At 68.1% G+C, this 22,787-nt stretch carries 26 protein-coding genes; 10 read left to right on the top strand and 16 right to left on the bottom strand.

Going from position 1 to position 22,787, the window contains the following annotated elements; all coding sequences use genetic code 11:
* Nucleotides 1-38: 38 nt before the first annotated feature.
* Genes B9Y64_RS02660 through B9Y64_RS02650 form a run of 3 tightly spaced genes read left to right on the top strand, consistent with a single transcriptional unit; the run spans nt 39 to nt 1,885 of the window.
* Nucleotides 39-269, top strand: coding sequence for a BolA family protein (locus tag B9Y64_RS02660; RefSeq protein ID WP_021202589.1), 231 nt, complete (start codon nt 39-41; stop codon nt 267-269).
* A gap of 21 nt (nt 270-290) precedes the next feature.
* Nucleotides 291-1,562, top strand: coding sequence for a UDP-N-acetylglucosamine 1-carboxyvinyltransferase (murA, locus tag B9Y64_RS02655; protein ID WP_100439394.1), 1,272 nt, complete (start codon nt 291-293; stop codon nt 1,560-1,562).
* Nucleotides 1,559-1,885, top strand: a complete 327-nt coding sequence (locus B9Y64_RS02650; protein ID WP_100439393.1) for a hypothetical protein — start codon at nt 1,559-1,561, stop codon at nt 1,883-1,885. Before murA ends, B9Y64_RS02650 begins: the two co-directional genes overlap by 4 nt.
* A 137-nt stretch (nt 1,886-2,022) precedes the next feature.
* Here the strand turns inward: B9Y64_RS02650 and B9Y64_RS02645 are convergent, their stop codons facing one another.
* From B9Y64_RS02645 to purM, 7 genes are all read right to left on the bottom strand, one after another.
* Complete coding sequence (locus B9Y64_RS02645) at nt 2,023-2,706, bottom strand: DUF3108 domain-containing protein (RefSeq protein WP_100439392.1); 684 nt, start codon at nt 2,704-2,706, stop codon at nt 2,023-2,025.
* 2 nt (nt 2,707-2,708) lie between these two features.
* On the bottom strand, nt 2,709-3,530 hold the full coding sequence (locus tag B9Y64_RS02640; RefSeq protein ID WP_100439391.1) for a DUF3108 domain-containing protein: 822 nt from the start codon (nt 3,528-3,530) through the stop codon (nt 2,709-2,711).
* A gap of 67 nt (nt 3,531-3,597) precedes the next feature.
* Entirely contained in the window at nt 3,598-4,257 is a 660-nt protein-coding gene (gene purN, locus B9Y64_RS02635; RefSeq protein ID WP_100439390.1) for a phosphoribosylglycinamide formyltransferase, read from the bottom strand.
* Nucleotides 4,254-4,916 carry a DUF2238 domain-containing protein gene (locus tag B9Y64_RS02630; protein ID WP_100439389.1) on the bottom strand — a complete coding sequence of 221 codons (663 nt, stop codon included), beginning with the start codon at nt 4,914-4,916 and terminating at the stop codon, nt 4,254-4,256. Before B9Y64_RS02630 ends, purN begins: the two co-directional genes overlap by 4 nt.
* Before the next feature lie 41 nt (nt 4,917-4,957).
* Nucleotides 4,958-5,380 (bottom strand): hypothetical protein, encoded by a 423-nt coding sequence (locus B9Y64_RS02625; RefSeq protein WP_100439388.1) that lies wholly within the window; start codon nt 5,378-5,380, stop codon nt 4,958-4,960.
* Nucleotides 5,377-5,862, bottom strand: coding sequence for a hypothetical protein (locus B9Y64_RS02620; protein ID WP_100439387.1), 486 nt, complete (start codon nt 5,860-5,862; stop codon nt 5,377-5,379). The genes B9Y64_RS02625 and B9Y64_RS02620 overlap by 4 nt, the downstream gene beginning before the upstream one ends.
* A 21-nt stretch (nt 5,863-5,883) precedes the next feature.
* Entirely contained in the window at nt 5,884-6,942 is a 1,059-nt protein-coding gene (gene purM / locus B9Y64_RS02615) for a phosphoribosylformylglycinamidine cyclo-ligase (RefSeq protein WP_100439386.1), read from the bottom strand.
* A 99-nt stretch (nt 6,943-7,041) separates the two neighbouring features.
* Here purM and B9Y64_RS02610 point away from each other — a divergent pair, with 99 nt between their 5' ends.
* The 3 genes from B9Y64_RS02610 to hda are packed head-to-tail and all read left to right on the top strand — an operon-like array spanning nt 7,042 to nt 10,057.
* Complete coding sequence (locus B9Y64_RS02610; RefSeq protein ID WP_100439385.1) at nt 7,042-8,181, top strand: DUF2066 domain-containing protein; 1,140 nt, start codon at nt 7,042-7,044, stop codon at nt 8,179-8,181.
* The gene (locus B9Y64_RS02605; RefSeq protein WP_100439384.1) at nt 8,178-9,350 is read left to right on the top strand and encodes an AI-2E family transporter; all 1,173 of its coding nucleotides are present in this window, start codon (nt 8,178-8,180) and stop codon (nt 9,348-9,350) included. The genes B9Y64_RS02610 and B9Y64_RS02605 overlap by 4 nt, the downstream gene beginning before the upstream one ends.
* The gene (gene hda / locus B9Y64_RS02600) at nt 9,350-10,057 is read left to right on the top strand and encodes a DnaA regulatory inactivator Hda (protein WP_014646247.1); all 708 of its coding nucleotides are present in this window, start codon (nt 9,350-9,352) and stop codon (nt 10,055-10,057) included. Before B9Y64_RS02605 ends, hda begins: the two co-directional genes overlap by 1 nt.
* 623 nt (nt 10,058-10,680) lie before the next feature.
* Here hda and murU read toward each other — a convergent pair.
* The 4 genes from murU to B9Y64_RS02580 all read right to left on the bottom strand — a co-directional run bounded on the left by murU (nt 10,681) and on the right by B9Y64_RS02580 (nt 14,310).
* The gene (gene murU, locus B9Y64_RS02595; RefSeq protein ID WP_100439383.1) at nt 10,681-11,391 is read right to left on the bottom strand and encodes an N-acetylmuramate alpha-1-phosphate uridylyltransferase MurU; all 711 of its coding nucleotides are present in this window, start codon (nt 11,389-11,391) and stop codon (nt 10,681-10,683) included.
* Nucleotides 11,388-12,413 carry an aminoglycoside phosphotransferase family protein gene (locus B9Y64_RS02590; protein WP_100439382.1) on the bottom strand — a complete coding sequence of 342 codons (1,026 nt, stop codon included), beginning with the start codon at nt 12,411-12,413 and terminating at the stop codon, nt 11,388-11,390. Before B9Y64_RS02590 ends, murU begins: the two co-directional genes overlap by 4 nt.
* A 64-nt stretch (nt 12,414-12,477) precedes the next feature.
* Nucleotides 12,478-12,747 (bottom strand): GlsB/YeaQ/YmgE family stress response membrane protein, encoded by a 270-nt coding sequence (locus tag B9Y64_RS02585; RefSeq protein ID WP_100439381.1) that lies wholly within the window; start codon nt 12,745-12,747, stop codon nt 12,478-12,480.
* Nucleotides 12,748-12,816: 69 nt separating this feature from the next.
* The gene (locus B9Y64_RS02580) at nt 12,817-14,310 is read right to left on the bottom strand and encodes a M20 family metallopeptidase (protein WP_100439380.1); all 1,494 of its coding nucleotides are present in this window, start codon (nt 14,308-14,310) and stop codon (nt 12,817-12,819) included.
* A gap of 201 nt (nt 14,311-14,511) precedes the next feature.
* On the opposite strand from B9Y64_RS02580, the gene B9Y64_RS02575 reads away from it, so the two are divergent.
* The 4 genes from B9Y64_RS02575 (at nt 14,512) to B9Y64_RS02560 (ending at nt 17,665) form a co-directional block, all read left to right on the top strand.
* Nucleotides 14,512-14,838 carry a ComEA family DNA-binding protein gene (locus tag B9Y64_RS02575; RefSeq protein WP_238379830.1) on the top strand — a complete coding sequence of 109 codons (327 nt, stop codon included), beginning with the start codon at nt 14,512-14,514 and terminating at the stop codon, nt 14,836-14,838.
* A gap of 352 nt (nt 14,839-15,190) precedes the next feature.
* On the top strand, nt 15,191-16,276 hold the full coding sequence (locus tag B9Y64_RS02570) for a L,D-transpeptidase (RefSeq protein WP_100439378.1): 1,086 nt from the start codon (nt 15,191-15,193) through the stop codon (nt 16,274-16,276).
* Between the two features lie 17 nt (nt 16,277-16,293).
* Entirely contained in the window at nt 16,294-17,019 is a 726-nt protein-coding gene (locus tag B9Y64_RS02565) for a murein L,D-transpeptidase catalytic domain family protein (protein ID WP_100439377.1), read from the top strand.
* 34 nt (nt 17,020-17,053) lie between these two features.
* A complete protein-coding gene (locus B9Y64_RS02560; RefSeq protein WP_100439376.1) occupies nt 17,054-17,665 on the top strand; it encodes a HutD/Ves family protein in 612 nt (203 codons plus the stop codon).
* Nucleotides 17,666-17,701: 36 nt separating this feature from the next.
* Here B9Y64_RS02560 and B9Y64_RS02555 read toward each other — a convergent pair whose 3' ends face one another.
* From B9Y64_RS02555 to B9Y64_RS02535, 5 genes are all read right to left on the bottom strand, one after another.
* On the bottom strand, nt 17,702-19,306 hold the full coding sequence (locus tag B9Y64_RS02555) for a sulfite reductase subunit alpha (RefSeq protein ID WP_100439375.1): 1,605 nt from the start codon (nt 19,304-19,306) through the stop codon (nt 17,702-17,704).
* Nucleotides 19,303-20,274, bottom strand: coding sequence for an FAD:protein FMN transferase (locus B9Y64_RS02550; protein ID WP_100439885.1), 972 nt, complete (start codon nt 20,272-20,274; stop codon nt 19,303-19,305). The genes B9Y64_RS02555 and B9Y64_RS02550 overlap by 4 nt, the downstream gene beginning before the upstream one ends.
* A gap of 52 nt (nt 20,275-20,326) precedes the next feature.
* On the bottom strand, nt 20,327-21,130 hold the full coding sequence (locus B9Y64_RS02545; protein WP_100439374.1) for a DUF4198 domain-containing protein: 804 nt from the start codon (nt 21,128-21,130) through the stop codon (nt 20,327-20,329).
* 119 nt (nt 21,131-21,249) lie between these two features.
* The gene (locus B9Y64_RS02540; protein ID WP_021202573.1) at nt 21,250-21,768 is read right to left on the bottom strand and encodes a DUF2271 domain-containing protein; all 519 of its coding nucleotides are present in this window, start codon (nt 21,766-21,768) and stop codon (nt 21,250-21,252) included.
* 41 nt (nt 21,769-21,809) lie between these two features.
* Nucleotides 21,810-22,448 carry a PepSY-associated TM helix domain-containing protein gene (locus B9Y64_RS02535; protein ID WP_100439373.1) on the bottom strand — a complete coding sequence of 213 codons (639 nt, stop codon included), beginning with the start codon at nt 22,446-22,448 and terminating at the stop codon, nt 21,810-21,812.
* Nucleotides 22,449-22,787 lie beyond the last annotated feature (339 nt).

Here is a 22,787-nt window from a genome sequence, read left to right as displayed (position 1 = left end):
GGAAGTAGAATGAGCGAACATTTTATTAGGAAAGCCCGTTGGACGCCGACACCATCCGCAACCTGATCGAAACCGGCCTGCCCGGCGCCCGCGCCGACGTGCGTGGTGACGATGGCGTGCATTTCGAAGCGACCGTGGTCTGCGAGGCCTTTGCCGGCAAGATGCCGCTGGCCCGCCACCGGATGGTCTATGCCACCCTGGGCGACCTGATGGGCGGCGCGATCCACGCGCTGGCGCTGAAAACCGTGACCCCGGCCGAAGCCGGCTGAACCGCAGAAGATCCCGAATACATGGCCAAGATCGTTGTGACCGGCGGCGCTGCGCTGCACGGTGAAGTAAGCATCTCCGGCGCCAAGAACGCCGTCCTCCCCATTCTCTGCGCGACCCTGCTGGCCGATGAACCGGTGGAGATCACCAACGTGCCGCACCTGCACGACGTGGTCACCACGGTGAAGCTGCTGGGCGAACTGGGCGCCAAGGTCACCATCGACCAGGGCACGCTGTCGCGCGGCAGCGCGATCGTGGTCGACCCGCGCCCGGTGAACCAGCATGTTGCGCCGTACGAGCTGGTCAAGACCATGCGCGCCTCGATCCTGGTGCTGGGCCCGCTGCTGGCCCGCTTCGGCGCGGCGGAAGTGTCGCTGCCCGGCGGCTGCGCGATCGGTTCGCGTCCGGTTGACCAGCACATCAAGGGCCTGCAGGCGCTGGGCGCCGAGATCGTGGTCGAGAACGGCTTCATCAAGGCCACTGCCAAGCGCCTGAAGGGTGGCCACTTCACCTTCGACATGGTCAGTGTCACCGGCACCGAGAACGTGCTGATGGGCGCGGTGCTGGCTGAAGGCACCACCATCCTCGACAACTGCGCGATGGAACCGGAAGTGACCGATCTGGCGCATTGCCTGATCGCGCTGGGCGCGAAGATCGAAGGCCTGGGCACCGCCCGCCTGGTCATCGAAGGCGTCGAGCGCCTGTCCGGTGGCCGCCACGAAGTGCTGCCCGATCGCATCGAGACCGGCACCTTCCTGGTTGCCGCGGCGATGACCGGCGGCAAGGTCACGGTCAACCGTGCGCGCCCGAACACCATGGACGCGGTGCTGTCCAAGCTGGTCGAGGCCGGTGCGAAGATCGAGACCACCGACGACACCATCACCCTGGACATGCAGGGCAAGCGGCCGAAGGCGGTCAACCTGACCACCGCGCCGTACCCGGCGTTCCCGACCGACATGCAGGCGCAGTTCATGGCGCTCAACTGCGTGGCCGACGGCGTTGGCGTGATCAACGAAACGATCTTCGAGAACCGTTTCATGCACGTCAACGAACTGCTGCGCCTGGGTGCGGACATCCAGGTCGAAGGCCACACCGCCATCGTGCGCGGCAGCGAGCACCTGAGCGGTGCGCCGGTAATGGCCACCGACCTGCGGGCCTCGGCCTCGCTGATCCTGGCCGGCCTGATGGCCAGCGGCGAGACCACCATCGACCGCATCTACCACCTTGATCGTGGCTACGAGAACATCGAAGAGAAGCTGTCTTCGATCGGTGCCACCATCCGGCGCGTGCCATGATCCTGCGCGGCAAGTTCAGCCCGCGCCGCAAGGCGCTGCTGGCCCTGGTGCTGATCGTGCTGGCGTGGCTGGGCTATGCCTGGTACGCCAATATCGCCATCACCCAGGGCATCGAGCAGAAGGACATGGACTGGAACGGCGATGGCACGGTCTCGCGTGACGAGATCATCCAGTCGTTCTATGCCGTTGCAGTGAATGACAGCCAGGACGGCAACCGTCATTGCCGCACCTTCGTCTGGCGCAGCACCGGCGAGCAGATCCGCGTGGACTGCCGCACCGAGTTCACGCCGGCCGAAGCGAAGCCGGCCGAACAGAAGAAATAAGAAAACGCCCGCGAAAGCGGGCGTTTCTTTTCGCGGGGCCCGGGGTCGGATCCCTTTCCATCGGAAAGGGATCCGACCCCAGCCACGCAACCGGGGTCAGCGCCCATCCCCGAGGGGATGGGCTCCGACCCCGGCACTCAGTTCATCGCCTTGATGGTCAGGTCCAGCGCATCGCGGTCGTTTTCCCGCTGCAGCATGCGTGCCGGCACCGGGAATTCCGGCACGATCCACGCGATCAGTTCCTTGTTGCCGTCGGCACGCGAGACCTTGGTAGCTTCGTAGCTCTTGCCGCCCACGGTGATCGACTCCTTGCCGATCACGCGGTAGGTCATGTTCTTGATGCGGCCTTCGTCGACCATGCGATAGGACAGCGGCTTGCCGGCTGCCAGGTCGCGGGCGATCGCCAGGTTGATCAGCAGTGCATCCATGTCACCGGATTTCAGTGCGATCGGGCCGGCGCGGTCCGGCTTGATGTCGCCGGTCCAGGTGGCCTGGTTGCTGGTCCAGTTGTAATTGGCCTGCACATTGCGCTTCTTCACCAGCAGCGCCGAACGGTCCTGGCTGCTGAGCGGGCGCAGCTGGCCGCGCACCTCTTCGAACACGGTGCTCTGGCTCAGGTCGGCCAGCTGGTTCTTCACCTGCAGCGTGTAGCGCCACTTGTTGGCTCCCTCGCTGCTCAGCGTCATGCTGCCATTGGCCTGCATGCCCATGTAGCTGGCCAGGTAATCGGCCTTGAACGGCTGCAGGGCCATGGCCGGCAGGCTGGCCATCGACAGCGCGGCCGCAGCGATCCAGGTGAGGGGGCGGGTCAGGGTGCTCATGCTCAGACTCCTTGGTATTCGATCAGGCGCAGATCGACGCGGTCTTCGCCGTCTTCGCGTTGCAGGATGCGCACCGGGGTGGGGACACCGTTGGCGATCCAGAGGATGGTTTCGTTGTTGCCGCCGTTGGTCCGGTAGACCCGCAGCGCGTTGTAGGACAGATCGCCGACCTCTACGTTCTCGGTCTGCGGCGCGGCCTGGTAGTCGTGCTGGCGGACCTTGCCCATGTCCACGTAGCGGTAGTGCATGGTGGCGCCTGGGCGGGCATCGCGCATGATCGCCAGATTGATCAGCAGGGCGCTCTGGTCGCCCGGCTGCAGCGGGATCGGCTGCGCACGTTCCTTCTTGACGTCGCCGCTCCACTGCGCGGTGCCGGCCTGCCAGTTGTAGGTGCCGACCGCCTTCTTGCCGAGGAACAGGCCCTTGCGCACCGTGCTCTGGCTCAGCGGTGCATAGGTGCCACCGCGCTCCTCGAACACCGTGCTCTGCTCGATGTTCAGGCCCAGCACGCTGGCGAACCCGCGGCGGCCGACCACCTGCATGTCCACCCGCCACTGGTTGCCGCCGGTGTGGGTGACCTGCATGCTGGCGTCGCCGGCCTCCTTGCTCTTGTAGAAGGCCTGGTAGGTGGCGCTGAACGGCTGCAGCGGCGGCGGTTCCCAGGCCAGCGCCGGAGGCATCGGCACGGCCGGTTCCGCGGGCGGCTGCACAACGGGTGCCGGCTGCGCAGGGGCCGCAGGCGCTTGTGCCTGGCCCCAGCCCACGCCGGGGAGCACGGCCAGCGACAGCAGCAGGGAGGTGGACAGCAGGGTCGTGGTCTTCATGGAGGACAGGGACCGCAGGAGGGGGCAGGATGCCAGCCCCGCAGTCAGCGGGGCGTGTGCATGGGAGTTACCGGTTCAGGTTCCCGGCGGAATCTAGGGCCAGCGGCCTAAACAGGGGGTGACCGTCCAGTTGCGGCTGGCCCTCCCGTTCAGCCAGTCGGCCGGTGCACAGCAGCTGCAGGGTGGCGATCAGCAGGGGATGCTCCACCGCCAGCACGCGTGCAGCCAGGCTGTCGGCGTCATCGCCAGGCAGGACCGGAACCCGCACCTGGGCCAGCACGGCGCCGGCGTCGAGCTCGGGCACCACCAGGTGCACGCTGGCACCGTGCTCGGCATCGCCGGCGTCCAGTGCCCGCGCATGCGTGTCCAGCCCCTTGTGCAGCGGCAGCAACGACGGGTGGATGTTGACCAGGCGGCCATCGAAGCGCTGCACGAAGGCGGCGCCGAGGATGCGCATGTAGCCGGCGCAGACGATCCAGTCCGGTGCGACCGCGGCCAGCGCGTCGCCCAGTGCCTGCTCGTAGGCGGCGCGGTCGTCGAATTCCTTCGGTGCATGTGCCCAGCGCAGGCCGGCGCTGACCCGCTGCAGCGCGGCTGCGGCCGGGCGGTCGGAAAACACGCCGACCACCTCGGCGGGCAGGCGGCCCGCTGAAATGGCATCGAGGATGGCCTGCAGGTTGCTGCCGCGGCCGGAGGCGAGCACGGCAATGCGGGTGGTCGCGGTCATTGCTGGACGCTCCGGCGGATCAACGGCCAGGCCAGCAGGCTGCCCAGCGTGGCCATCAGCATGTCGGCATGCGCGTCCCACATGTCGCCCTGCTGCCCGTTGTAGGCTTCGGCGGCATCCGGCGACAGGGCAAGCGCAATGGCCCATTCGAACCACTCGTAGACCAGGCTGGCGCACATCACCGTCATCACCGCCAGGGTGAAAGCCTGGCCGCGGCGCAGCGCCGGCCAGGCATGGCGTGCCAGCTGCAGCAGCGCCGGAGTGAAGCAGACACCGAACAGGAAGTGGATGAGGCGGTCGAAATGATTGCGCTGCCAGCCGAACGCCGCATTGGGCGACCAGCCGACCAGCGCCTGCGCCCATGCGTCGTAGGGTACGTTGGAGTACAGCCAGCGGGCGGCCACGCAATGCAGGGCGATGAAGCCGCAGATCGCGATGAAGGCACCGTTGCCCAGCCAGCCGCCCCGGCGATCGACCCACAGCAGGGCGGCCAGCCCGAGCACGGTCAGCGTGCTGTGCAGGGCCTGCTCGGTGGGCCACAGCGGGTGGACCCAGCTGACCGCGAACACCGCCAGTACGGCGGCGAAGGCCAGCTTCTTGGGGCCCGAGAAACGGGAGGCGATGGGCGGGGCGGTCGTCGGGAGGGCAGGCGCGGACATGGGGAGTCGATCAGGCAAGGGCGGGGCGTCTGCCGGCAAGCTCAGACGCTGAGATGGTCGCCGCGGTCGAACAGCGCGGCCATGTCAGGCTTGGACAGGAACACCCAGGCATAGGCGGTCAGGGCCATGCCCAGCGGGCCGGCCAGCACCGCCAGCCAGGCCGCGCGCTGGCACCAGGCCAGTCCGGTGCGACGCGACAGCAGGCGCGCGGTATGCAGCTGCACGAAGCCAAGCGCGGCAGCCAGCAGTGAAATGACGCTGTACACCGAGGCCAGTACCGCGCCATCGTCCAGCCCGCGCGAGCTGGCGACCAGGCCGATGAAACCGAGGAAGGCCAGCGCGGCCACCCAGTGGAAAACCGCCAGCGCGTAGAACAGCACCTTCAGTGTCTGCAGGTGGCTGGCCAGCTGCAGCTGCGCCAGGGTCTGCTGTGGCAGCGGCGGCGGTGTGCCCGGGTTCGTCATGCAGCCGTGCCAGCGGTGTCGAACGCGGCCTTGACCTGCGGGCGCAGCAGCGTGATCAGGCTGAACACCCCCAGCACGGTACCGATCGGCGTGAACAGGCAGGCCAGGCCGGCCATGATCAGGCACAACAGGTAGCGGCGGCGACGCGCCAGGCAGCGGCCGGCATAGGCGACGAACGCTCCCAGGGTCACGCCACCGAACACGATGACGCAGCCGATGAGGATGAACACCCAGCCGAACAGGCGCTGTTCGGCCGGCGATGAGGGCTGGTCGCCGGAATTCATCGGCAGATTGCCGGTGAGCGCGGTGATGCCCAGCACGATGTGGACGATGAAGATCATCGAGAACAGCGCGATCAGGCCGCCGACCACGTAATGCGCAATCGACAGCATGCGCAGATGGTCAGCATCCTGGGGGCTGAACACCGGTGCCGTCGTCGCTGGCGGCACCGGGGCGGGGGGCAGGGGGGGCGTTGCGTCCATGCGGGCTCCTCGGGGTCGGGGTCAGCCGATGTGGACGCGCTCGGCGCCTTCAGCGGTGACCACCTGGCCGATGGTCCAGTGCTCCAGGCCCTGTGCCTTGACCGCTTCGGACACGGCGCTGACCTGGTCGGCTGCCACGATCAGCACGAAGCCGATGCCGCAGTTGAAGGTGCGCCACATCTCGCTGTCGGCCACGGCGCCTTCCTTCTGCAGCCACTGGAACACCGGCGGCAGGGTCCAGGCCGAGGCCTGGATGTCCAGGCCGAGGCCGTCGGGCACCACGCGGATGATGTTCTCGGTCAGGCCGCCACCGGTGATGTGGGCCATGCCGTGGATGGCACCGCCGTGCGACTTCAGCAGCGACAGGATCGGCTTCACATACAGGCGGGTCGGTGCCATCAGCGCATCGACCAGCTTCACGCCGCCTTCCAGCTCCAGGTCGGCCGGGCGGCCGGCGCGGTCGTAGATGCGGCGCACCAGCGAGTAGCCATTGGAATGCGGGCCGGACGAGGCGATGCCGATCAGCACGTCGCCGGCCGCTACGCTGGCGCCGTCCTTCAGCTCGCTCTTCTCGACCGCGGCGACCGTGAAGCCGGCCAGGTCGTACTCGCCCGGGGCGTACATGTCGGGCATTTCAGCGGTTTCGCCGCCGATCAGGGCGCAGCCGGCCTCGGTGCAGCCGTTGGCGATGCCGCCCACCACCGCCGCAGCGGTATCGATGTCCAGCTTGCCGGTGGCGAAGTAGTCCAGGAAGAACAGCGGCTCGGCGCCCTGCACCAGCACGTCGTTCACGCACATCGCGACCAGGTCGATGCCGATCGTATCGTGGCGGTTCAGCTGGTGGGCCAGCTTCAGCTTGGTGCCCACGCCGTCGGTACCCGACACCAGCACCGGCTCGCGGTACTTGTTGGACAGGTCGAACAGGGCGCCGAAGCCGCCCAGGCCGCCCATCACTTCCGGGCGGAAGCTGCGCTTGACCAGGGGCTTGATCCGCTCGACCAGCTCGTTGCCGGCGTCGATGTCGACACCCGCATCACGGTAGGTGAGGGGGGAGGGGGCGGAAGACGGGGTGTTGGTCACGGGCGTCGGCGCTGGCAGGGGTTGAATGAGCGATTTTAACAGGCCGCATTGGCGCAAAGTCCGTATTCGGGCAACAATTCCCCCGGATTCGTCGAGCCAATGGATGTCCTGATGCGCCGCAGCCTGATTCTGACCCTGCTCCTTGCACTGAGCCTGCCGGTGGCCACGATGGCCCAGAGTGGCCTGCGTACCGAGGGAGATGTCGCCACCGCTTCGGGTGCCTACGAGGCCGAAGTGCCCGTCAACAGCCAGGCCGAAGCCGATCGCAACGGTGCCCTGGCCCGTGCCCTGAGCGTGGTGCTGGGCAAGCTGTCCGGCGACCGCAACGTGATGTCCCGCCCCGGCGTGGTGCAGGCGCTGCGCAATGCCAAGGACTACGTTGCCAGCTACGACTACAAGCAGGACCAGAGCGTGGGCGCCAGCGGCGCACCGAGCTTCAGGACCCTGCTGGTGGCCCGTTTCCGCGAGGATGACGTCGATTCGCTTGTCTCGGCGCTGGGCCTGCCGCTGTGGCCGCAGCCGCGGCCGAAGCCGGTGCTGTGGCTGGCCGTCGACGACGGCAGTGGCCCGCGCCTGGTCAGCGTGCAGCAGGCCAATGCCGCCCGGCCGCTGCTGAACCGCGCCATCGAACGTGGCTACAAGCTGGGCCTGCCCAGCGGCGGTGCTGCCGAACAGGCTCTGGCCGGTGCCATCTGGCGCCAGGACAGTGCCGCCGTGGCCCGTGCCTCCTCGCGCTATTCGCCGCCGATGCAGCTGATCGGCAAGCTGTACCGTGCCAACGGCGGCTGGCAGGCGGACTGGGTGTTCGTCGACAACGGCCGTGAGCTGAACAAGTGGACCAGCAAGGATGCCAACGCCATGCGCGCGATGGCCGCGGGCGCCGATGGCGCCGCCGACGCGCTGGTCAAGCGTTACGCCAAGGCTGGCGTGGCCACCGGACAGGCCGGCACGTACCGCGTGGTGGTGACCGGCATCAACAGCGCCGATGACTACCTGCGCCTGGCCGCTGGCCTGCGCGAGGTACCGGTGGTGCGCAATGTCACCCCGCTGCACGCCTCGGCCGGCCAGCTGGAGCTGAGCGTGGAGATGACCACCGGCCTGGCCGGCTTCAACCGCATGCTCGGCGACAACGGCGTGCTGGTGCCAAGCGCGCCGCTGCCGGCCCTGCCGACCCCGATCGATGACACCACCGGTGCCCCGGTGGCCGCGCCGGTCAGCAACGAGTACCGGCTGCGATGACCCTGACCCCGGAAGCTGAAATCGCGCAGTTCCTGCGCCGGCTGAAGTACATCCTGTTCGCCGGCCTGATCGGCTGGGTGGTGTGGTTGCTGGCGCCGATCCTGACCCCGTTCGTGCTGGCACTGGCGCTGGCCTGGCTGGGCGATCCGCTGGTGGACCGCATCGAGGCCACCGGCCGCTCGCGCATGACCGGCGTGGTGCTGGTGTTCGTGGCGATGGTGCTGGTGATCGTGGCGCTGCTGCTGGTGCTGGTGCCGATGATCGAGCGCCAGATCACCACCGTCATCGCGGTCGCGCCGCAGGCGCAGGCGTGGCTGATGCAGACCGGCATCCCCTGGTTCGAGCAGAAGACCGGCCTGGAAGTGATGCAGTGGCTGGACCCGGACCGTCTGATCGACTGGGTGCGCAGCCACTGGCAGCAGGCCGGCGGCTTCGCCACCACGTTCATGGGCTACGTCTCGCGTTCGGGCTTTGCGATGGTGACCTGGGTGGTCAACATCCTGCTGCTGCCGATCCTGGCGTTCTACTTCCTGCGCGACTGGGACAAGCTGGTCGAGCGGGTGGCTTCGGTGATCCCGCGCAACCACATCGGCACCATCAGCGCATTGGCACGCGAGTCCAACGAGGTGCTGGGTGCGTTCATCCGCGGCCAGTTCCTGGTGATGCTGGCGCTGGGCGTGATCTACGCCGGTGGTCTGTCGCTGGTCGGCCTCAAGCTGGGCCTGCTGATCGGCCTGATTGCCGGCCTGATCAGCTTCATCCCGTACCTGGGCGCGACCACCGGCATCCTGATGGCCATCGTGGCCGCGCTGGTGCAGGCGCAGGGCTTCGACCTGAAGCTGCTGATCCTGGTCGGCGTGGTGTTCACCGTGGGCCAGTTGCTGGAAAGCTACGTGCTGACCCCGCGCATCGTCGGCGACAAGATCGGCCTGCACCCGGTGGCGGTGATCTTCGCGGTGATGGCCGGTGGCCAGCTGTTCGGCTTCCTGGGCATGCTGCTGGCGCTGCCGGTGGCGGCGGTGACCAACGTGCTGCTGCGTTATGCCCACCAGCGTTACCGGCAGAGCGAGCTGTACGTGGGTGAGAAGCCGGCGATCGTGCTTGATGGCGTGGTCGACCAGCCCCATATCATCCTCGATGCGAACGACAAGGGCCCCGACCTGAAGTGATGGGTGTGCCGCAACTGCCACTGGCCCTGCATTACCCGCGGGACCAGCGCCTGGAGACCTTCATCGGCGCGCCGGATGGCGCGCTGGCGCAGCTGCGCGCGATCGCGGTCGGCGCCAGCCACGATTGGGTCTACCTGGAAGGTGCGGCGGGCACCGGCAAGACCCATCAGGCGCTGGCGATGTGCTCCAGTGCGGAGCAGGCGGGGCGACTGCCGACCTACGTGCCGCTGGCCAGTGCCGCCGGTCGCGTTCGTGCAGCGCTCGATGGGCTGGAAGCACGCGAACTGGTGGCGCTGGACGGCCTGGACGAGGTCGCCGGCAACCGTGAGGACGAGATCGCGCTGTTTGATTTCCACAACCGTGCGCGCGCTGCGGGTGTGACCGTGCTCTACACGGCGCAGAAGGCACCGGGCGAGCTGGGCCTGGTGCTGCCGGACCTGCGCTCGCGGCTGGGCCAGTGCGTGCGCGTGCTGCTGCAGCCGCTGGATGAGGAAGGGCGGGCAGCGGTGCTGCGCGAGCGCGCGCTGCGACGCGGCCTGGCCATCGACGAAGCGGCCATCGAGTGGCTGCTGTCGCATACCGGTCGCGAGCTGGGGGGATTGATCACGCTGCTGGACTGGCTGGACCGTGAGTCGCTGGCGGCGAAGCGGCGGATCACCGTGCCGTTCCTGCGCCAGGTGCTGGAAGAAGGCCGGCCTCGCTACTGAGGGTGGGGTTTGTCTGCAGGGCTGCCGCCCTGCACCCGCAGAAGCCGAAGCCGAAGCCGAAGCCGAAGCCGAAGCAACGTCAACGGCAGAAGCTGGCTTTCTGAGGGGAGGCGGGGCGCTGTGGGCTTGCGGGGCCGCCGTAAACCCATCCATGGGGGCTTGGTCGCCGCATCCATGCGGCTCACACCCCGCAAGCCCACAGCGCCCCGCCTTCGACAGATTCCGGCGGCTGTTGGTGGGTGTCGACCTTGGTCGACACGCGTCTTGCCTGTGGTGGGTGACGCGTCTTGCCTGTGGTGGGTGACGACCGTTGGTCGTCACCGGAGCAAGCGCAGCGAAGCGACCCGCTTTTGCTTTTCTTTCTTTCTTCCGTGGCTGGACGCCCTCGGAAACTGTCAGAGGCCGGGTGGGTGGGCCATGCAGGGGCGTTGGCGCCATGGATGGCGCCATCGAGCTTACAGGGGTGAAGGCGCTTTGCTTGCGAAGCACTGCTTCGCAAGCGCCTGAACGCACAGCCGCCAGCGGCTGGGCCGGGCCCCGGAGGGGGACTTGCAGCGTCCCCTGCATGGCCCACCCGCCCGGCCAAACGCGCGATTCGCTCTACGCGACCAGCCACGAGGGGCTCAGCCGTTCGCTGCCAACTCCGCATCCAGCGCGCGCAGGCGATCAACGGTCCCGACATCGGTCCAGCGCCCGCGATGGTGCTGTCCCGTCATCAGCCCCTGCGCCATGAAATGCTTCTGCAGCGGCACCACCGAGAACTTCGGCGGCAGCCGCTCGCTGCCCGGCGCATCGCCGATCACCGCGCGCCAGTCAGCTACGATCGAAGGACGGTACACGCCGATGCCGGCATAGGTCAGGCACGGCCCAGCGCGGTCGTGATGCAGCAGCCCCTGTGCGTCCAGCCGGTAGTCACCGGCCGGGTGCTGAACCGGATTGTCGACCAGCACCAGGTGTGCCTGGCCCTGCGGCTCGCGGGGCAGCGTGGCGAAATCGAAATCGGTCCAGATGTCGCCGTTCACCACCAGGAACGGGGCGTCGCCCAGCACCGGTAGTGCGTTGAGGATGCCGCCGCCGGTTTCCAGCGGGGTCTGCCCTTCGTACATGAAATGCAGGCGCAGGCCCCACTGGCTGCCATCGCCCAGCGTCGCCGGAAACTGCTCGGCCAGCCATGCGGTGTTGACCACCACCTCGCGCACGCCGAGCGCCGCCAGGCGCTCCAGGTGCCAGACGATCAGGGGCTTGCCGGCCACGTCCAGCAGCGGCTTGGGCGTGTGCAGGGTCAACGGGCGCATGCGCTCGCCGAGGCCAGCGGCAAAGACCAGCGCCTTCATCGCGCCACGCGCATCGGTGCGGCCAGTTCGGCCAGCGCCGGCTTGATGCGATCTTCCAGCAGCTGCTGCAGGGGGGCCAGTTCGCGATAGCGCGGCAGCACTTCCTCCAGATAGCCGATGAAGCGCGGCGCGTCGTCGAGGTAATGGCCCTTGTTGTCGCGGTAGCGCAGGCGGCAGAACAGGCCGAGGATCTTCACGTGGCGCTGGATGCCCATCCAGTCGGCATCGCGCAGGAAGGTGGCGCGGTCGGGCACCGGCAGGCCGGCATCGCGCGCACGCTCGTGGTACTGCGCCAGCCACCCGTCCACGCGCTGCAGTGGCCAGCTCAGGAAGGCGTCCTTGAACAGACTGACCGCGTCGTAGGCGATCGGGCCACGCACCAGGTCCTGGAAATCCAGCACTGCGGGGCCATCGTCGACCGGCATCAGGTTGCGCGGCATGTAATCGCGGTGGGTCATCAGCTGGGCCTGGCCCAGCGCGTTGTCCATCAACCGGCGATGCACCAGCTGCAGCCCTTCGAGCTCACCACAGTCCAGCTCCAGGTTCAGGTGGCGCTGCAGGAACCACTCGTCGAACAGCCCGGCATCGCGTTGCAGCAGCGCTTCGCCGAACTGGCCGAAGTCGGCCGGCACCGGAATCGCCTGCAGGCGAAGCAGTTGTTCGATCGAGCGACCGAACCATTCATCGGCATTGCGCTCGTCGAGGATCCTGGCCAGGGTCGGGCCGCCGAGATCTTCCAGCAGCAGGAAGCCGGCATCCAGGTCCTGTGCCAGCAGTGCGGGCACGCGCAGGCCGTTGTCGTGCAGCAGGCCGCGCATGCGCAGCCACGGCCGCGGATCTTCCAGCCCCGGCGGGGCGTCCATCACGATGTGGCTGCCACGCGTGCTGGTGGTGCGCCAGTAGCTGCGCATGCCGGCGTCAACCGAAGCGCGTTCGACCACCGCGTTGGCATCGTCGAGCTGGGTACGGGCCCACTGCAGGCGCTGCGCGCTGCGCTGGGGATCGGAGGCGGGTTCGGTCATGCGGGCATATCCGGGCGCGCCGGGCGCGCCAACGTCGGGAACAGGAAGGGGAGGGCGGACAGGGTCAGCGGCGGCCGCTGAACAGGCGCAGGACGGCCAGCACGGCCACCGCGCCCACTACCGCACCGAGGAAACCGGCCGGTTCGCCACGGGCGTACCAGCCCATGTACTGGCCGAACCAGCCGGCCAGCAGGGCACCGAGGATGCCCAGCACGATGGTCAGCAGGCAGCCCATGCGGTTGTTGCCGGGCATGAAGAAACGCCCGAGCAGGCCGACGAAGAAGCCGACCAGCAGGATGTACAGCCAGCTGCTGCTGCCGAACAGACCATTCATGCGCGCGGATTCCGCTTGAGTGTGGACGCAGCCTAGCAAGGCCAGGCTGCGTCCGTCACGAGTGCCGGATCAGCAGCAGCCGTGGTCGCCGTGGCGGGTGCCGCTGTCGGCAGCCACCGGCGAACCGCTGGTCTCGCCGCGCAGGCTGGCGGCGTAGTGCTCGCTGATCACCTTGGACACGCAGGCGGTGACTTTCTTGCCCATCGGAATGTGCAGGAACTCGTTCGGGCCGTGCGCATTGGAGTGCGGGCCGAGCACGCCGGTGATCATGAACTGCGCACCCGGGAACTTCTCACCCAGCATGCCCATGAACGGGATCGAGCCGCCTTCGCCCATGTACATTGCCGGCTTGCCGAAGAAGGCCTGGCTGGCGTCGTCGATGGCCTGGGTCAGCCACGGCGCCATCGCCGGGGCGTTCCAGCCGGTGGAGGCCTTTTCCAGGTCCAGGGTGACGTGGGCGCCGTTCGGCGGATCGCGCAGCAGCGCTTCCTTCAGCAGCTCACCGCAGGTCTTGCCATCGGCGGTCGGCGGCAGGCGCAGCGACAGCTTCACCGAAGTCTGCGGGCGCAGCACGTTGCCGGCCGATTCCAGCGCCGGCATGCCGCCGACGCCGGTGACCGACAGCGCCGGGCGCCAGGTGCGGTTGAGCACCAGCTCGGTCAGGTCCTCGTTCATCGGGCGCAGGCCGTCGACCATCGGGAACTTCTCGAAGATCTCGGTATCGACCACTTCGGCGGCACGCTTGGCCTGCGCCTGGCGCTCGGCCGGGATTTCCACGTTCATGCCGTCGATCAGGATGCGGCCGGTGTCCTGGTCCTCGATGCGCGACAGCAGCTGGCGCAGCAGGCGGAAGCTGGACGGCACCACGCCGGAGGCATCGCCGGAGTGCACGCCTTCGTTGAGCACCTTCACGGTGAAGTTGCCGCCGGTCAGGCCGCGCAGCGAGGTGGTGCACCACAGCTGGTCGTAGTTGGCGCAGCCCGAATCCAGGCAGACCACCAGCGACGGCTTGCCGATGCGGTCGGCCAGGTGGTCGACGTAGGCCGGCAGGTCGTAGCTGCCCGATTCTTCACAGGCTTCGATCAGCACCACGCAACGGGCGTGCGGCAGGCCCTGGGCCTGCAGCGCCAGCACTGCGGCCAGCGAGCCGAAGATGGCGTAGCCGTCGTCCGCACCGCCGCGGCCATACAGCTTGTCGCCACGCAGGACCGGGGTCCACGGGCCGAGGTCGTCGTCCCAGCCGGTCATTTCCGGCTGCTTGTCCAGGTGGCCGTAGAGCAGGATGGTGTCGTCGCCGGTTTCGCCGCCGGTAGCCGGAATTTCCAGGAAGATCAGCGGGGTACGGCCTTCCAGGCGCACCACTTCAACCTTCAGGCCGGGCAGCTGCTGGGCCTTGGCCCAGTTCTCCATCAGGGTGACCGCCTGTTCCATGTAGCCGTTCTGCACCCAATTGGCGTCGAACATCGGCGACTTGTTGGGAATGCGGATGTAGTCGACCAACTGCGGGACGATTTCGCTGTCCCACTTGTCATTGACGAATTGGCCGAGCTTGGCGCTGTCCATCTGAAACTCCGGTTGCATGGGCTGTGATCCGGCCATTCTACGCCTGTGCCAGGGGTAGGGTTTTTCCTACATCACGTCGGGTATTTGGCTGGCTTACGAAAATGCGGGAAACCGATAGGCTGTGCACATGTGGTGACGGACACTGTTCCTACCGACGGGATTGCCGGTCGGGACGGCCAGAATCACAAGGAGATACACGTTGTGCCTTGGTTTGTCGTGTTGAGGGCACTGGTGCTGGTAGTGGGGATCGCTGGGGCGCATGCCGCCGAACCGATCGACATCAACCGCGCCGATGCCCAGGCGCTGCAGCAGGGATTGACGATGGTCGGAGCCGCCAAGGCCGAGGCGATCGTCGAGCACCGGCGCAGGCACGGCCCGTTTCACCGCGTCGAGGACCTGACGCAGGTGAAGGGAGTAGGGAAAGCGATCGTCGAACGGAATCGACAGCGGATCACCGTAGGCAACAGGCTGTTGCCGGCGGATCCGGTACCCGGATCGGTACCGGTGCGAACCGTACCAAGGCGCTGACAGCAGGAATCGTCGGAACCGGCAGGAAGCTGGTTCTCCGGTCACGGACAGGACGGCCGTGACCACCGACCGCCGCAGGACGCGGCACCAATCACCAGGATGGTGGCATCACAGACCTGTGGAAGGGGCTGAGATACAAACAGGACAGACGCGGCCGCGTGCAGGATGCAACGCTACCCCCACAGCGCAGGATGCGAGGGGGCGGCAGCAGGCCGACAAGGACGTAACGATTGCCCGGTACGACACATGGCTGTGTCGCCGGGCAGTTTCATTTCCGGCACCTGGTTTTGCCACGGCCACCACGGGCCGATGGTGTACGGTGGCCGCTCCGCATGGAAAGGACCCCCGCTGGATGCTTCCGCACCGCCCCACGACCCTGATGCTCGCCCTGGTACTGGCCCTGCCGCTGCTGGCCCATGCTGCTGCGCCGACGCCGGCTGCCAAGCCCGCGGCGGCCGCTGCCGGTACCGCCGAGGTACGCGGGCCGACCGACCTCAAGCCGGGCGAGTACCTGTGGCATCCGGAAATCTCGCCGACCGGCCCGATCGTGCTGGTGGTCAGCCTCGATGAGCAGCGCGCCTACGTCTACCGCAACGGCATCGCCATCGGCCTGACCACGATCAGCTCGGGCAAGGCCGGGCACGAAACACCGACCGGTGTGTTCACCATCCTGCAGAAGGACAAGGACCACAAGTCCAACCTCTACAACAGCGCGCCGATGCCGTACATGCAGCGGCTGACCTGGGACGGCATCGCCCTGCATGGCGGCAGCCTGCCCGGGCATCCGGCCTCGCATGGCTGCGTGCGCCTGCCACAGGCCTTTGCGCAGAAGCTGTTCAGCGAAACCCAGCGCGGCGATACGGTGGTCGTGGCCGACGCCAAGAGCTCGCCGATGACCCTGGCCTATCCGTCGGTGCTGGCGCCGGTCAATGCGCGCGGCCAGGCCCTGCCAGAGACGGCGGGCGGGACGCCGGCGCAGGCCTGGTGGGATGACACTGCGGCGCCGGCCGGGCAGGTCGGTATCCTGGTCAGCCTGCACGACCAGCGCCTGTACGTGCTGCGCGATGGCGTGATGATCGGCGAGTCGCCGTTGAAGGCCGATGCCCTGCCGGCATTCCAGGGCACGACGCTGTTCGTGATGGGGCAGGGATACAGCGCGACCCCCAGCCCGCTGGACGTGAACCAGCGCCTGCACCAGTGGACGGCCTATCCGCTGCTGGGCCAGGACCGCGCCCAGGCCACGCCGGACCTGCTGGCCACGCCCTCGCTGCCGATGGCGCTGCCGGCCGATTTCGCCCGTCAGCTGTACCAGGTGCTGGTGCCGGGTACGACCCTGCTGGTGACCTCGCTGCCGGCGGTCCGCCCAAGCCCGGCTGAATCCGGAATGCAGCCGGTCTTGGAATCCGAGCCGCCAGGGTCCACCCTCAAGGGCAACTGAGCCCCCCTGTTGTGCCCATGACTGCATCCCGCCTGTGCCGGCTGGCCGCGTTCGGCCTGCTGGCGACCTCGGCCAGCGCCCCGGCGCTGGCACAGACGCCCGCCCTTGCCACCAGTGCCGATGATCTGGCTGCCTTGCTGTCGCGCAGTGCGCCCAAGGCTGATCGCCATGTGTTGCAGCTGGCGGCGCACGCCATGCGCTGTGCGCTGCAGCGACCGGAGCTGGGCATCAACGGTGACCGCCTCAGCGTGATCGACTATTCGCGGCCATCCACCGAGCCGCGCCTGTGGGTGTTCGACCTGGCCCACCAGCGCCTGCTGTTCGAGGAATGGGTGGCGCATGGCCGCAACAGCGGCGAGAACCGCACCGAGCACTTCTCCAACCGCGATGGCAGTTTCATGTCCAGTCTCGGCGCGTTCACCGCGCAGGAGACCTACATGGGCGGCAACGGTTATTCGCTGCGCCTGGCCGGGCTGGAGCCCGGCTTCAACGACCGTGCGCGTGATCGAGCGATCGTCATCCACGGTGCGCCGTACGTGAACCCGGCCACCGCGCAGCTGCAGGGGCGGCTCGGTCGCAGCCTGGGCTGCCCTGCGGTGCGGCTGTCGGTGGCCAGGCCGCTGATCGATGCGTTGCGTGGCGGCACGATGGTGTTTGCTTACTACCCGGACCAGGATTGGCTGAAGCACTCGCAGCTGCTGGCCGGCGAGTGCGGTGGCCAGGGCACGCTCGCCACGCGGTGATGCATGCAGGCGCGTGGCGTGATGCAATGCGCCGATGAACATCGACTCCCTGCTGCACACTCCGAGCCAGGTGATCTCCAGCCTGGACTACCGCCGCGAACGTTGGCGCAACGGCCTGGGCTGGACCCGCGAGATCCTGCGCCTGCCCGCACAGGGGGATGACTGGGCGCTGCGCCTGTCGGTGGCCGAGATCGAGCAGGACGCCGCGTTCTCCGCCTTCCCCGGGGTGGAGCGCGAACTGGTGCTGCTGCAGGGCAATGGCGTGCGCCTGCGCTTCGAAGATGGCCGCGTGGCCGAGGTGCTGCCGCCGCATGGGCGGGTACGGTTTGCGGGTGAGCAAGCACTGCACGGCGAATTGGTTGATGGCACCACCCACGACTTCAACCTGATGTGGAAACGCGATGTGCTGCAGGCAGAGCTGCTGCACCGGCCGCTGGTGGGCGCGATGTTCTTCTTCTGCGAACCAGGCGTGGCCTGGGCGCTGCATCTGCTGGCCGGGCACGCCGAATTTGGTGCTGACAGCGGCTTGCCTGCCCTGCAGGCCGGCGATACCGCCTGGCTTGCGGCCGGAGCGCGCCAGCGCCATGCACTGCAGGGCGGCGGTGAGCTGCTGGCAATCCGGGTGAGTGTGGCGATGGTGGCATGACCGTGTAGAGCCACGCCATGCGTGGATGGTGCGACCTCAATACACATCGCGCCGGTAGCGACCGGCCAGCAGCAGCGCTTCCTTGCCCGCAACACCCAGCACCTGCTCGATCACTGCATCCACCGCCGGGGCCATGCCCTGCAGGCTGCCGCAGACCAGGATCGTCGCACCTTCATCCACCCACTGCCTCAGCGTTGCCGCTTCGGCCAGCAGCCGATCCTGCACGTAGCGATGCGCACCGCCATCGCGGCTGAATACTGCATCCAGCCGCGCCAGCGTGCCGTCGGCCAGCAACGCCTGCAGCTCTTCGCCGAAATGGAAGTCGTGCGCGGCGGTGCGCTCACCGAACAGCAGCCAGGTACGGCGCGCGCCACGCTGGGCGCGTTCGTGCAGGTGTGCGCGCAGGCCCGCGATGCCGGTGCCGTTGCCGATCAGCAGCAGCGGCACATCGGCGGCGACGCCATGGAAATTGTCGTTGCGGCGCAGGCGCAGCTGCACGGGTTCGCCAGCTGTGGCGTGGTCGCACAGCCAGCCGCTGCCGATGCCGGGCATTCCATCGGCGCGCAGCTGGCGGCGCAGCAGCAGCTCCACCGCGCCGTCGGCCATCACCGACGCGATCGAATACTCGCGATGGGGGAGTGGTTGCAGCGCGGCCAGCAACGCAGATAGATCACCCGGGGGGACCAGCGAAGGCAGATGCGAGCGCTCGATGCGGGCCAGCAACGTCTGCCCGTCATCCAGCACCGTGTCTGCATCGAAGCCCTGCGCGTCCAGCCAGGCGCGCGCGCTGTGGCGGGCATGCTGCGGACCGATCTCGGCGATGTCGCCGGCCTGCCACTGCGCATCTGCGTCGGCCGGTGGCTGCAGGCGCAACCAATACACCGGACCGCCGGGGCTGCCCGGGTTCAGATGCTCGCGCTGCAGCAGCGTCCACGGCTGATATTCGGCCGGGCTCCAGTCGGGCAGTTCACTGGCGCCACCACCGAGTTGTCCCAGCAGCTGTTGCCAGTGACGCAGTGCTGCGGGATCGGCGTTGTCAACTTCGATCGCATCGAACAGCGGATGCGCGCCGTGCTGGCGCAGCCACTGGTCGAGCTGGTGGCCGAATCCGCAGAAGTGGCCATAGCTGCGGTCGCCCAGTGCGAGCACGCCGTAGTGCAGGTGCTGCAGCGACGGCGGCGTGGCCATCACGCCGCGCAGGAACGGCAGGGCGTGGTCAGGCGGATCGCCTTCGCCGGTGGTGCTGGCGATGAACAGCGCGCGCTGGCTGCCGGCCAGCAGCGTGGCGTCGACCTCGTGCAGGCCTCGCACGCGCACCGGCAGTCCGGTGCCGCGCAGGGCCTCGGCGCTGCGCTCGGCGAGTTCGCGGGCGAAGCCGGTCTGGCTGGACCAGACCAGCAGGATCGGTGGGGTATCACCGGATGGAGCATCGTCGCGCGGACGACCCCGCCACCACAGTGCGGCGCAGGCCAGCGCGTACAGCGCCGTGGCGATTCCGGCAATCTGCGAGTGCCGTATCGGTGGCGCGCCTTGCCACCAGGCTTCGCCGAGGTGCAGGCGCAGCAACGCGCAACCGATCAGCGCCAGCACGAGCAGAACCAGTGCGTTGCCGAGCCATGCGCGCGACGGCCGAGTGCTCATGCGTGCTGCTCGTCGAGCAGGCGCTGGAAGGCGCTGCTGAGGAATTCGCGCGGGCCTTCTGCGGCGCGTTGCAGGTAGCGTGCGGCCAGTCCTTCGCGTTCGGCCAGTGCCATGCCGTGCTCGCGGCCGAGTACGGTGAGTGCGGTGGCCCAGGCGTCGGCGTGCATGGCGTCGTCGGCCACCACGGTTACCGCCGCTGCGACCTGCCGCACCGGCCTGCCGGTACGCGGATCGAGGCTGTGGCTGTAGGCCTCACCGTCTGCCTGGTACTGGTGCCAGCGATCGCCGGAGGTGGCCACCGCCTTGCCGTCCAGCGCCAGCACTCGCGGTGGTGTTTCGGTGTGCGCGTCTTCTTCCGGCGCCGATTCCACCAGCACGCGCCACGGATGGCCGTCGGGCTTGCGGCCGTAACCGGCCAGTTCGCCACCGACCTCGACCAGCGCCGCAGCGATGCCCTGTGTGCGCAGCCAAGCGGCAACGTGATCGACGCCGAAGCCCTTGGCGATCGCAGACAGATCCAGTTCCAGTCCGCCCGGCTGCAGCAGCGCATCGCCGTGCCATTGCAGGCGCTGCCAACCGCAGCGCTCGCGCGTGGCCTGCACGGTGGCGGCATTGGGCTGGCGGCGTTCGCCGGCATGTGCACCGAAACCCCACAGTGCCACCAGCGGACCGATGGTGGGATCGAAGGCACCGTCGCTGGCGGCAGCGATGGCCTGGGCGCAGGCAACGACCTTGCGGGTTTCGGCCGGCAGGGTGCACCACTGGCCGGCATCGGCGCTGTTGTAGCGGCTGAGGTTCGAGCGGGTTTCCCAGGTACTCATCTGCGCGACCACATCGTCCAGCCGCGCCTGGATGCCGGCATGCAGCGGGTGCAGGTCGCGCTGGCGCGGCGCGACCAGCGACACGCTCCAGGTGGTGCCCATGGTGGTGCCGCCGAGGCGGGCGATGTCGAGCAGGGAATCGGTCATGGTGATGCGTTGCGGCGGCGATGCCGGGGCGTGCCCGGCATCGCGGTCCACGTTACTGCGGCAGCACTTCCAGCGTGGCGACGTAGCTGAGGCGACGCTTGGCGGCCTGCTTCACCGAGGTCTTGTTGTCTTCGGTGCCGGTTTCCAGCCAGTACATGCCGGCTTCCGGCCAGGTCACCTTGATTTCGCCGTTGGCATCGCTGGTCAGCTTCAGCTCGTCCTGCGCGTTGCGGTAGCGGGTGGCGCCACGCACGATCTCGAATTCCAGGCCGGCGGTCGGCTTGCCATCGACCAGCACGCGGAAGGTGGCCTCCTCACCGGCGAACAGGTCGTTCGGATGGCCGGCAGCGACCAGCTCGATGCCGCGGTTGGTCGGCTTCAGTGCGGTAGCGTTCGGCGCACCGTTGGTGACGAAGGTCTCCACGCGGCCCACCGACTGGCTCACTTCCAGATTCTTCGCATCCTTGGGCAGTTCGCCAAAGGTAGCGGTGGTACCGCGCCAGCGCTTGCGCTCGCCGTTCTGTTCGTAGGTGGCGAACAGGCCGTCGTTGACCGAGGCGATGCGGTAGGTGCCCGCCTGCTTCAGTTCCAGGTCGAACACGCTGCGGAACTTGCCGGTCGAAGCGTTCTGCGGCTGCACGCTGCTGCCATCCGGCGCGGTGATCACCAGTGATTCCAGGCGCAGCGGCACGTGGTTGAAGTAGAACAGGTCGTTGGAGACCGCACCGTCGACGGTGATCCACGGCGCGTTGCCGGCGATCACGGTCTGCGAGGGCAGCAGCCAGGCCTTGTGGGCCAGGGCGGAGAAGGGAAGGGCAGCGGCCAGGGCGGCGGCGAGGACGAGCGTGCGCTTCATGCGGAAGACTCCAGTTGGATGGGGTCGGATCCCTTTCCAACGGAAAGGGCTCTGACCCCGGGGATGGCGATGGGGTCAGAGCCCTTCCTGCGGAAGGGATCCGACCCCGGCTCAGGCGATTACGGTTTGACGGAAAGGGTGACCTGGCCCAGTTCGGTGGCGCCCTGCGCCTTGCCGTTCTGCGCGGCGGTGGCCGGCCAGGTGAAGGGGATCTTCAGCAGTTCACGGCCACCGACTTCGCGCACGGCTTCCACCACCAGGGTGTAGTTGCCCGGGGCCAGCTGCTTCAGTGCCGGCTGCTTGTCGTTGAACGACAGCGCGTGCTTGCCGGCCGGGCGGGTCGGACCGGTCACGCCGTCCACCGGCACCTGCAGGGTGCGGCCGCTCTTGCGCCACCACTGGCGCAGGTCGGGCAGCCACTTGGTGCCGTGGCCTTCGCTGTTGCTGGTCTGCTGGTACCAGACCGACAGGTTGGCGGCGACCTTCTGGTCGGCGCCTTCCAGCCACACCGCCACGTACGGGCGGTGGTACTCGGCCACGTTGAGCTTGGGCACTTCGACGTTGATGTCGAGGGTGGTGGCATAGGCCGGCGAGGTGGCCAGCAGGCCGCTGAGGGCGATGGTCAGGGTGACGCGCATGGGGCGGCTCCGGGGAAACGGATGGAAATCACGGGTGGAAGTCAGTGGATCAGCAGCAGGGCGATCAGCAGCGGGATCATCAGGCCGAGGCCGACCAGCGGCCAGGTCATGCGCCGCTGCCGTGCATGCAGGTGCAGCAGGAACAGGCCGGTGATGCAGAACACCAGGCAGGCCACGGCGAACAGGTCCAGGAACCAGCCCCACGCCGGGCCGGCATTGCGGCCCTTGTGCAGGTCATTGAGGTAGGACACCACGCCGCGCGAGGTCGATTCGTACTCCACCGCGCCGGTCTCGCGATCGATGCTCAGCCAGGCGTCGCCACCGGGGCGCGGCAGCGACAGGTAGATCTCCCCGGCCGACCACTCGGCCGGGCGTCCACCAATGGCGATGCCCAACTGCGTGTCCAGCCATTGCCGGGCCGGGCGCGGAATCGGCGCGTTGCCGTCCTCGCGCGTGCCCAGCTGGCCCAGCAGCCCGGCCGGCAGTTCCAGGTGCTGGTTCTGCACCTCGGGCTTGGCCTCGATCTTCGCGGCATGGTTGAGGGTCAGGCCGGTCACCGCGAACAGCAGCATGCCGATCAGGCATACCGCCGAGCTGATCCAGTGCCACTGGTGCAGCGTCCGCAGCCAGAAGCCACGGTTCTGTTGCTGCTGCACGGTGGAGGGGGCAGGACGGCTCACGGCACGGTTCGGGGCGGATGGGGACTGCTCATTACATCATTGATGAGAATAGCTCGCAATTGCGTGTCGTTCTGTATCCCTGGCGGGGTAGTGCCGGCCGCTGGCCGGCAATCCCGCGGATCAGTAGATCCACGCCATGCGTGGATGGAGCGCCGACCAAGGTCGGCATCTACCAGGTCGGGGCGATGCCGGCCAGCGGCCGGCGATCCCGCGGATCAGTAGATCCACGCCATGCGTGGATGGAGCGCCGACCAAGGTCGGCATCTACCAGGTCGGGGCGATGCCGGCCAGCGGCCGGCAATCCCGTGGATCAGTAGATCCACGCCATGCGTGGATGGA

Origin of the sequence: Stenotrophomonas maltophilia (assembly GCF_002799245.1) — a bacterium.
Classification (GTDB): Bacteria; Pseudomonadota; Gammaproteobacteria; order Xanthomonadales; family Xanthomonadaceae; genus Stenotrophomonas; species Stenotrophomonas maltophilia_S.
Note: the sequence above shows the minus strand (reverse complement) of the source record. Positions and strands in the feature narration are given on the sequence as shown.

Coding starts and splice junctions, on each gene's coding strand:
- murA (WP_100439394.1), top strand. CDS start 291: ATGGCCAAGATCGTTGTGACCGGCGGCGCTGCGCTGCACGGTGAAGTA.
- B9Y64_RS02650 (WP_100439393.1), top strand. CDS start 1,559: ATGATCCTGCGCGGCAAGTTCAGCCCGCGCCGCAAGGCGCTGCTGGCC.
- B9Y64_RS02645 (WP_100439392.1), bottom strand. CDS start 2,706: ATGAGCACCCTGACCCGCCCCCTCACCTGGATCGCTGCGGCCGCGCTG.
- B9Y64_RS02640 (WP_100439391.1), bottom strand. CDS start 3,530: ATGAAGACCACGACCCTGCTGTCCACCTCCCTGCTGCTGTCGCTGGCC.
- purN (WP_100439390.1), bottom strand. CDS start 4,257: ATGACCGCGACCACCCGCATTGCCGTGCTCGCCTCCGGCCGCGGCAGC.
- B9Y64_RS02630 (WP_100439389.1), bottom strand. CDS start 4,916: ATGTCCGCGCCTGCCCTCCCGACGACCGCCCCGCCCATCGCCTCCCGT.
- B9Y64_RS02625 (WP_100439388.1), bottom strand. CDS start 5,380: ATGACGAACCCGGGCACACCGCCGCCGCTGCCACAGCAGACCCTGGCG.
- B9Y64_RS02620 (WP_100439387.1), bottom strand. CDS start 5,862: ATGGACGCAACGCCCCCCCTGCCCCCCGCCCCGGTGCCGCCAGCGACG.
- B9Y64_RS02610 (WP_100439385.1), top strand. CDS start 7,042: ATGGATGTCCTGATGCGCCGCAGCCTGATTCTGACCCTGCTCCTTGCA.
- B9Y64_RS02605 (WP_100439384.1), top strand. CDS start 8,178: ATGACCCTGACCCCGGAAGCTGAAATCGCGCAGTTCCTGCGCCGGCTG.
- hda (WP_014646247.1), top strand. CDS start 9,350: ATGGGTGTGCCGCAACTGCCACTGGCCCTGCATTACCCGCGGGACCAG.
- murU (WP_100439383.1), bottom strand. CDS start 11,391: ATGAAGGCGCTGGTCTTTGCCGCTGGCCTCGGCGAGCGCATGCGCCCG.
- B9Y64_RS02590 (WP_100439382.1), bottom strand. CDS start 12,413: ATGACCGAACCCGCCTCCGATCCCCAGCGCAGCGCGCAGCGCCTGCAG.
- B9Y64_RS02585 (WP_100439381.1), bottom strand. CDS start 12,747: ATGAATGGTCTGTTCGGCAGCAGCAGCTGGCTGTACATCCTGCTGGTC.
- B9Y64_RS02580 (WP_100439380.1), bottom strand. CDS start 14,310: ATGGACAGCGCCAAGCTCGGCCAATTCGTCAATGACAAGTGGGACAGC.
- B9Y64_RS02570 (WP_100439378.1), top strand. CDS start 15,191: ATGCTTCCGCACCGCCCCACGACCCTGATGCTCGCCCTGGTACTGGCC.
- B9Y64_RS02565 (WP_100439377.1), top strand. CDS start 16,294: ATGACTGCATCCCGCCTGTGCCGGCTGGCCGCGTTCGGCCTGCTGGCG.
- B9Y64_RS02560 (WP_100439376.1), top strand. CDS start 17,054: ATGAACATCGACTCCCTGCTGCACACTCCGAGCCAGGTGATCTCCAGC.
- B9Y64_RS02555 (WP_100439375.1), bottom strand. CDS start 19,306: ATGAGCACTCGGCCGTCGCGCGCATGGCTCGGCAACGCACTGGTTCTG.
- B9Y64_RS02550 (WP_100439885.1), bottom strand. CDS start 20,274: ATGACCGATTCCCTGCTCGACATCGCCCGCCTCGGCGGCACCACCATG.
- B9Y64_RS02545 (WP_100439374.1), bottom strand. CDS start 21,130: ATGAAGCGCACGCTCGTCCTCGCCGCCGCCCTGGCCGCTGCCCTTCCC.
- B9Y64_RS02540 (WP_021202573.1), bottom strand. CDS start 21,768: ATGCGCGTCACCCTGACCATCGCCCTCAGCGGCCTGCTGGCCACCTCG.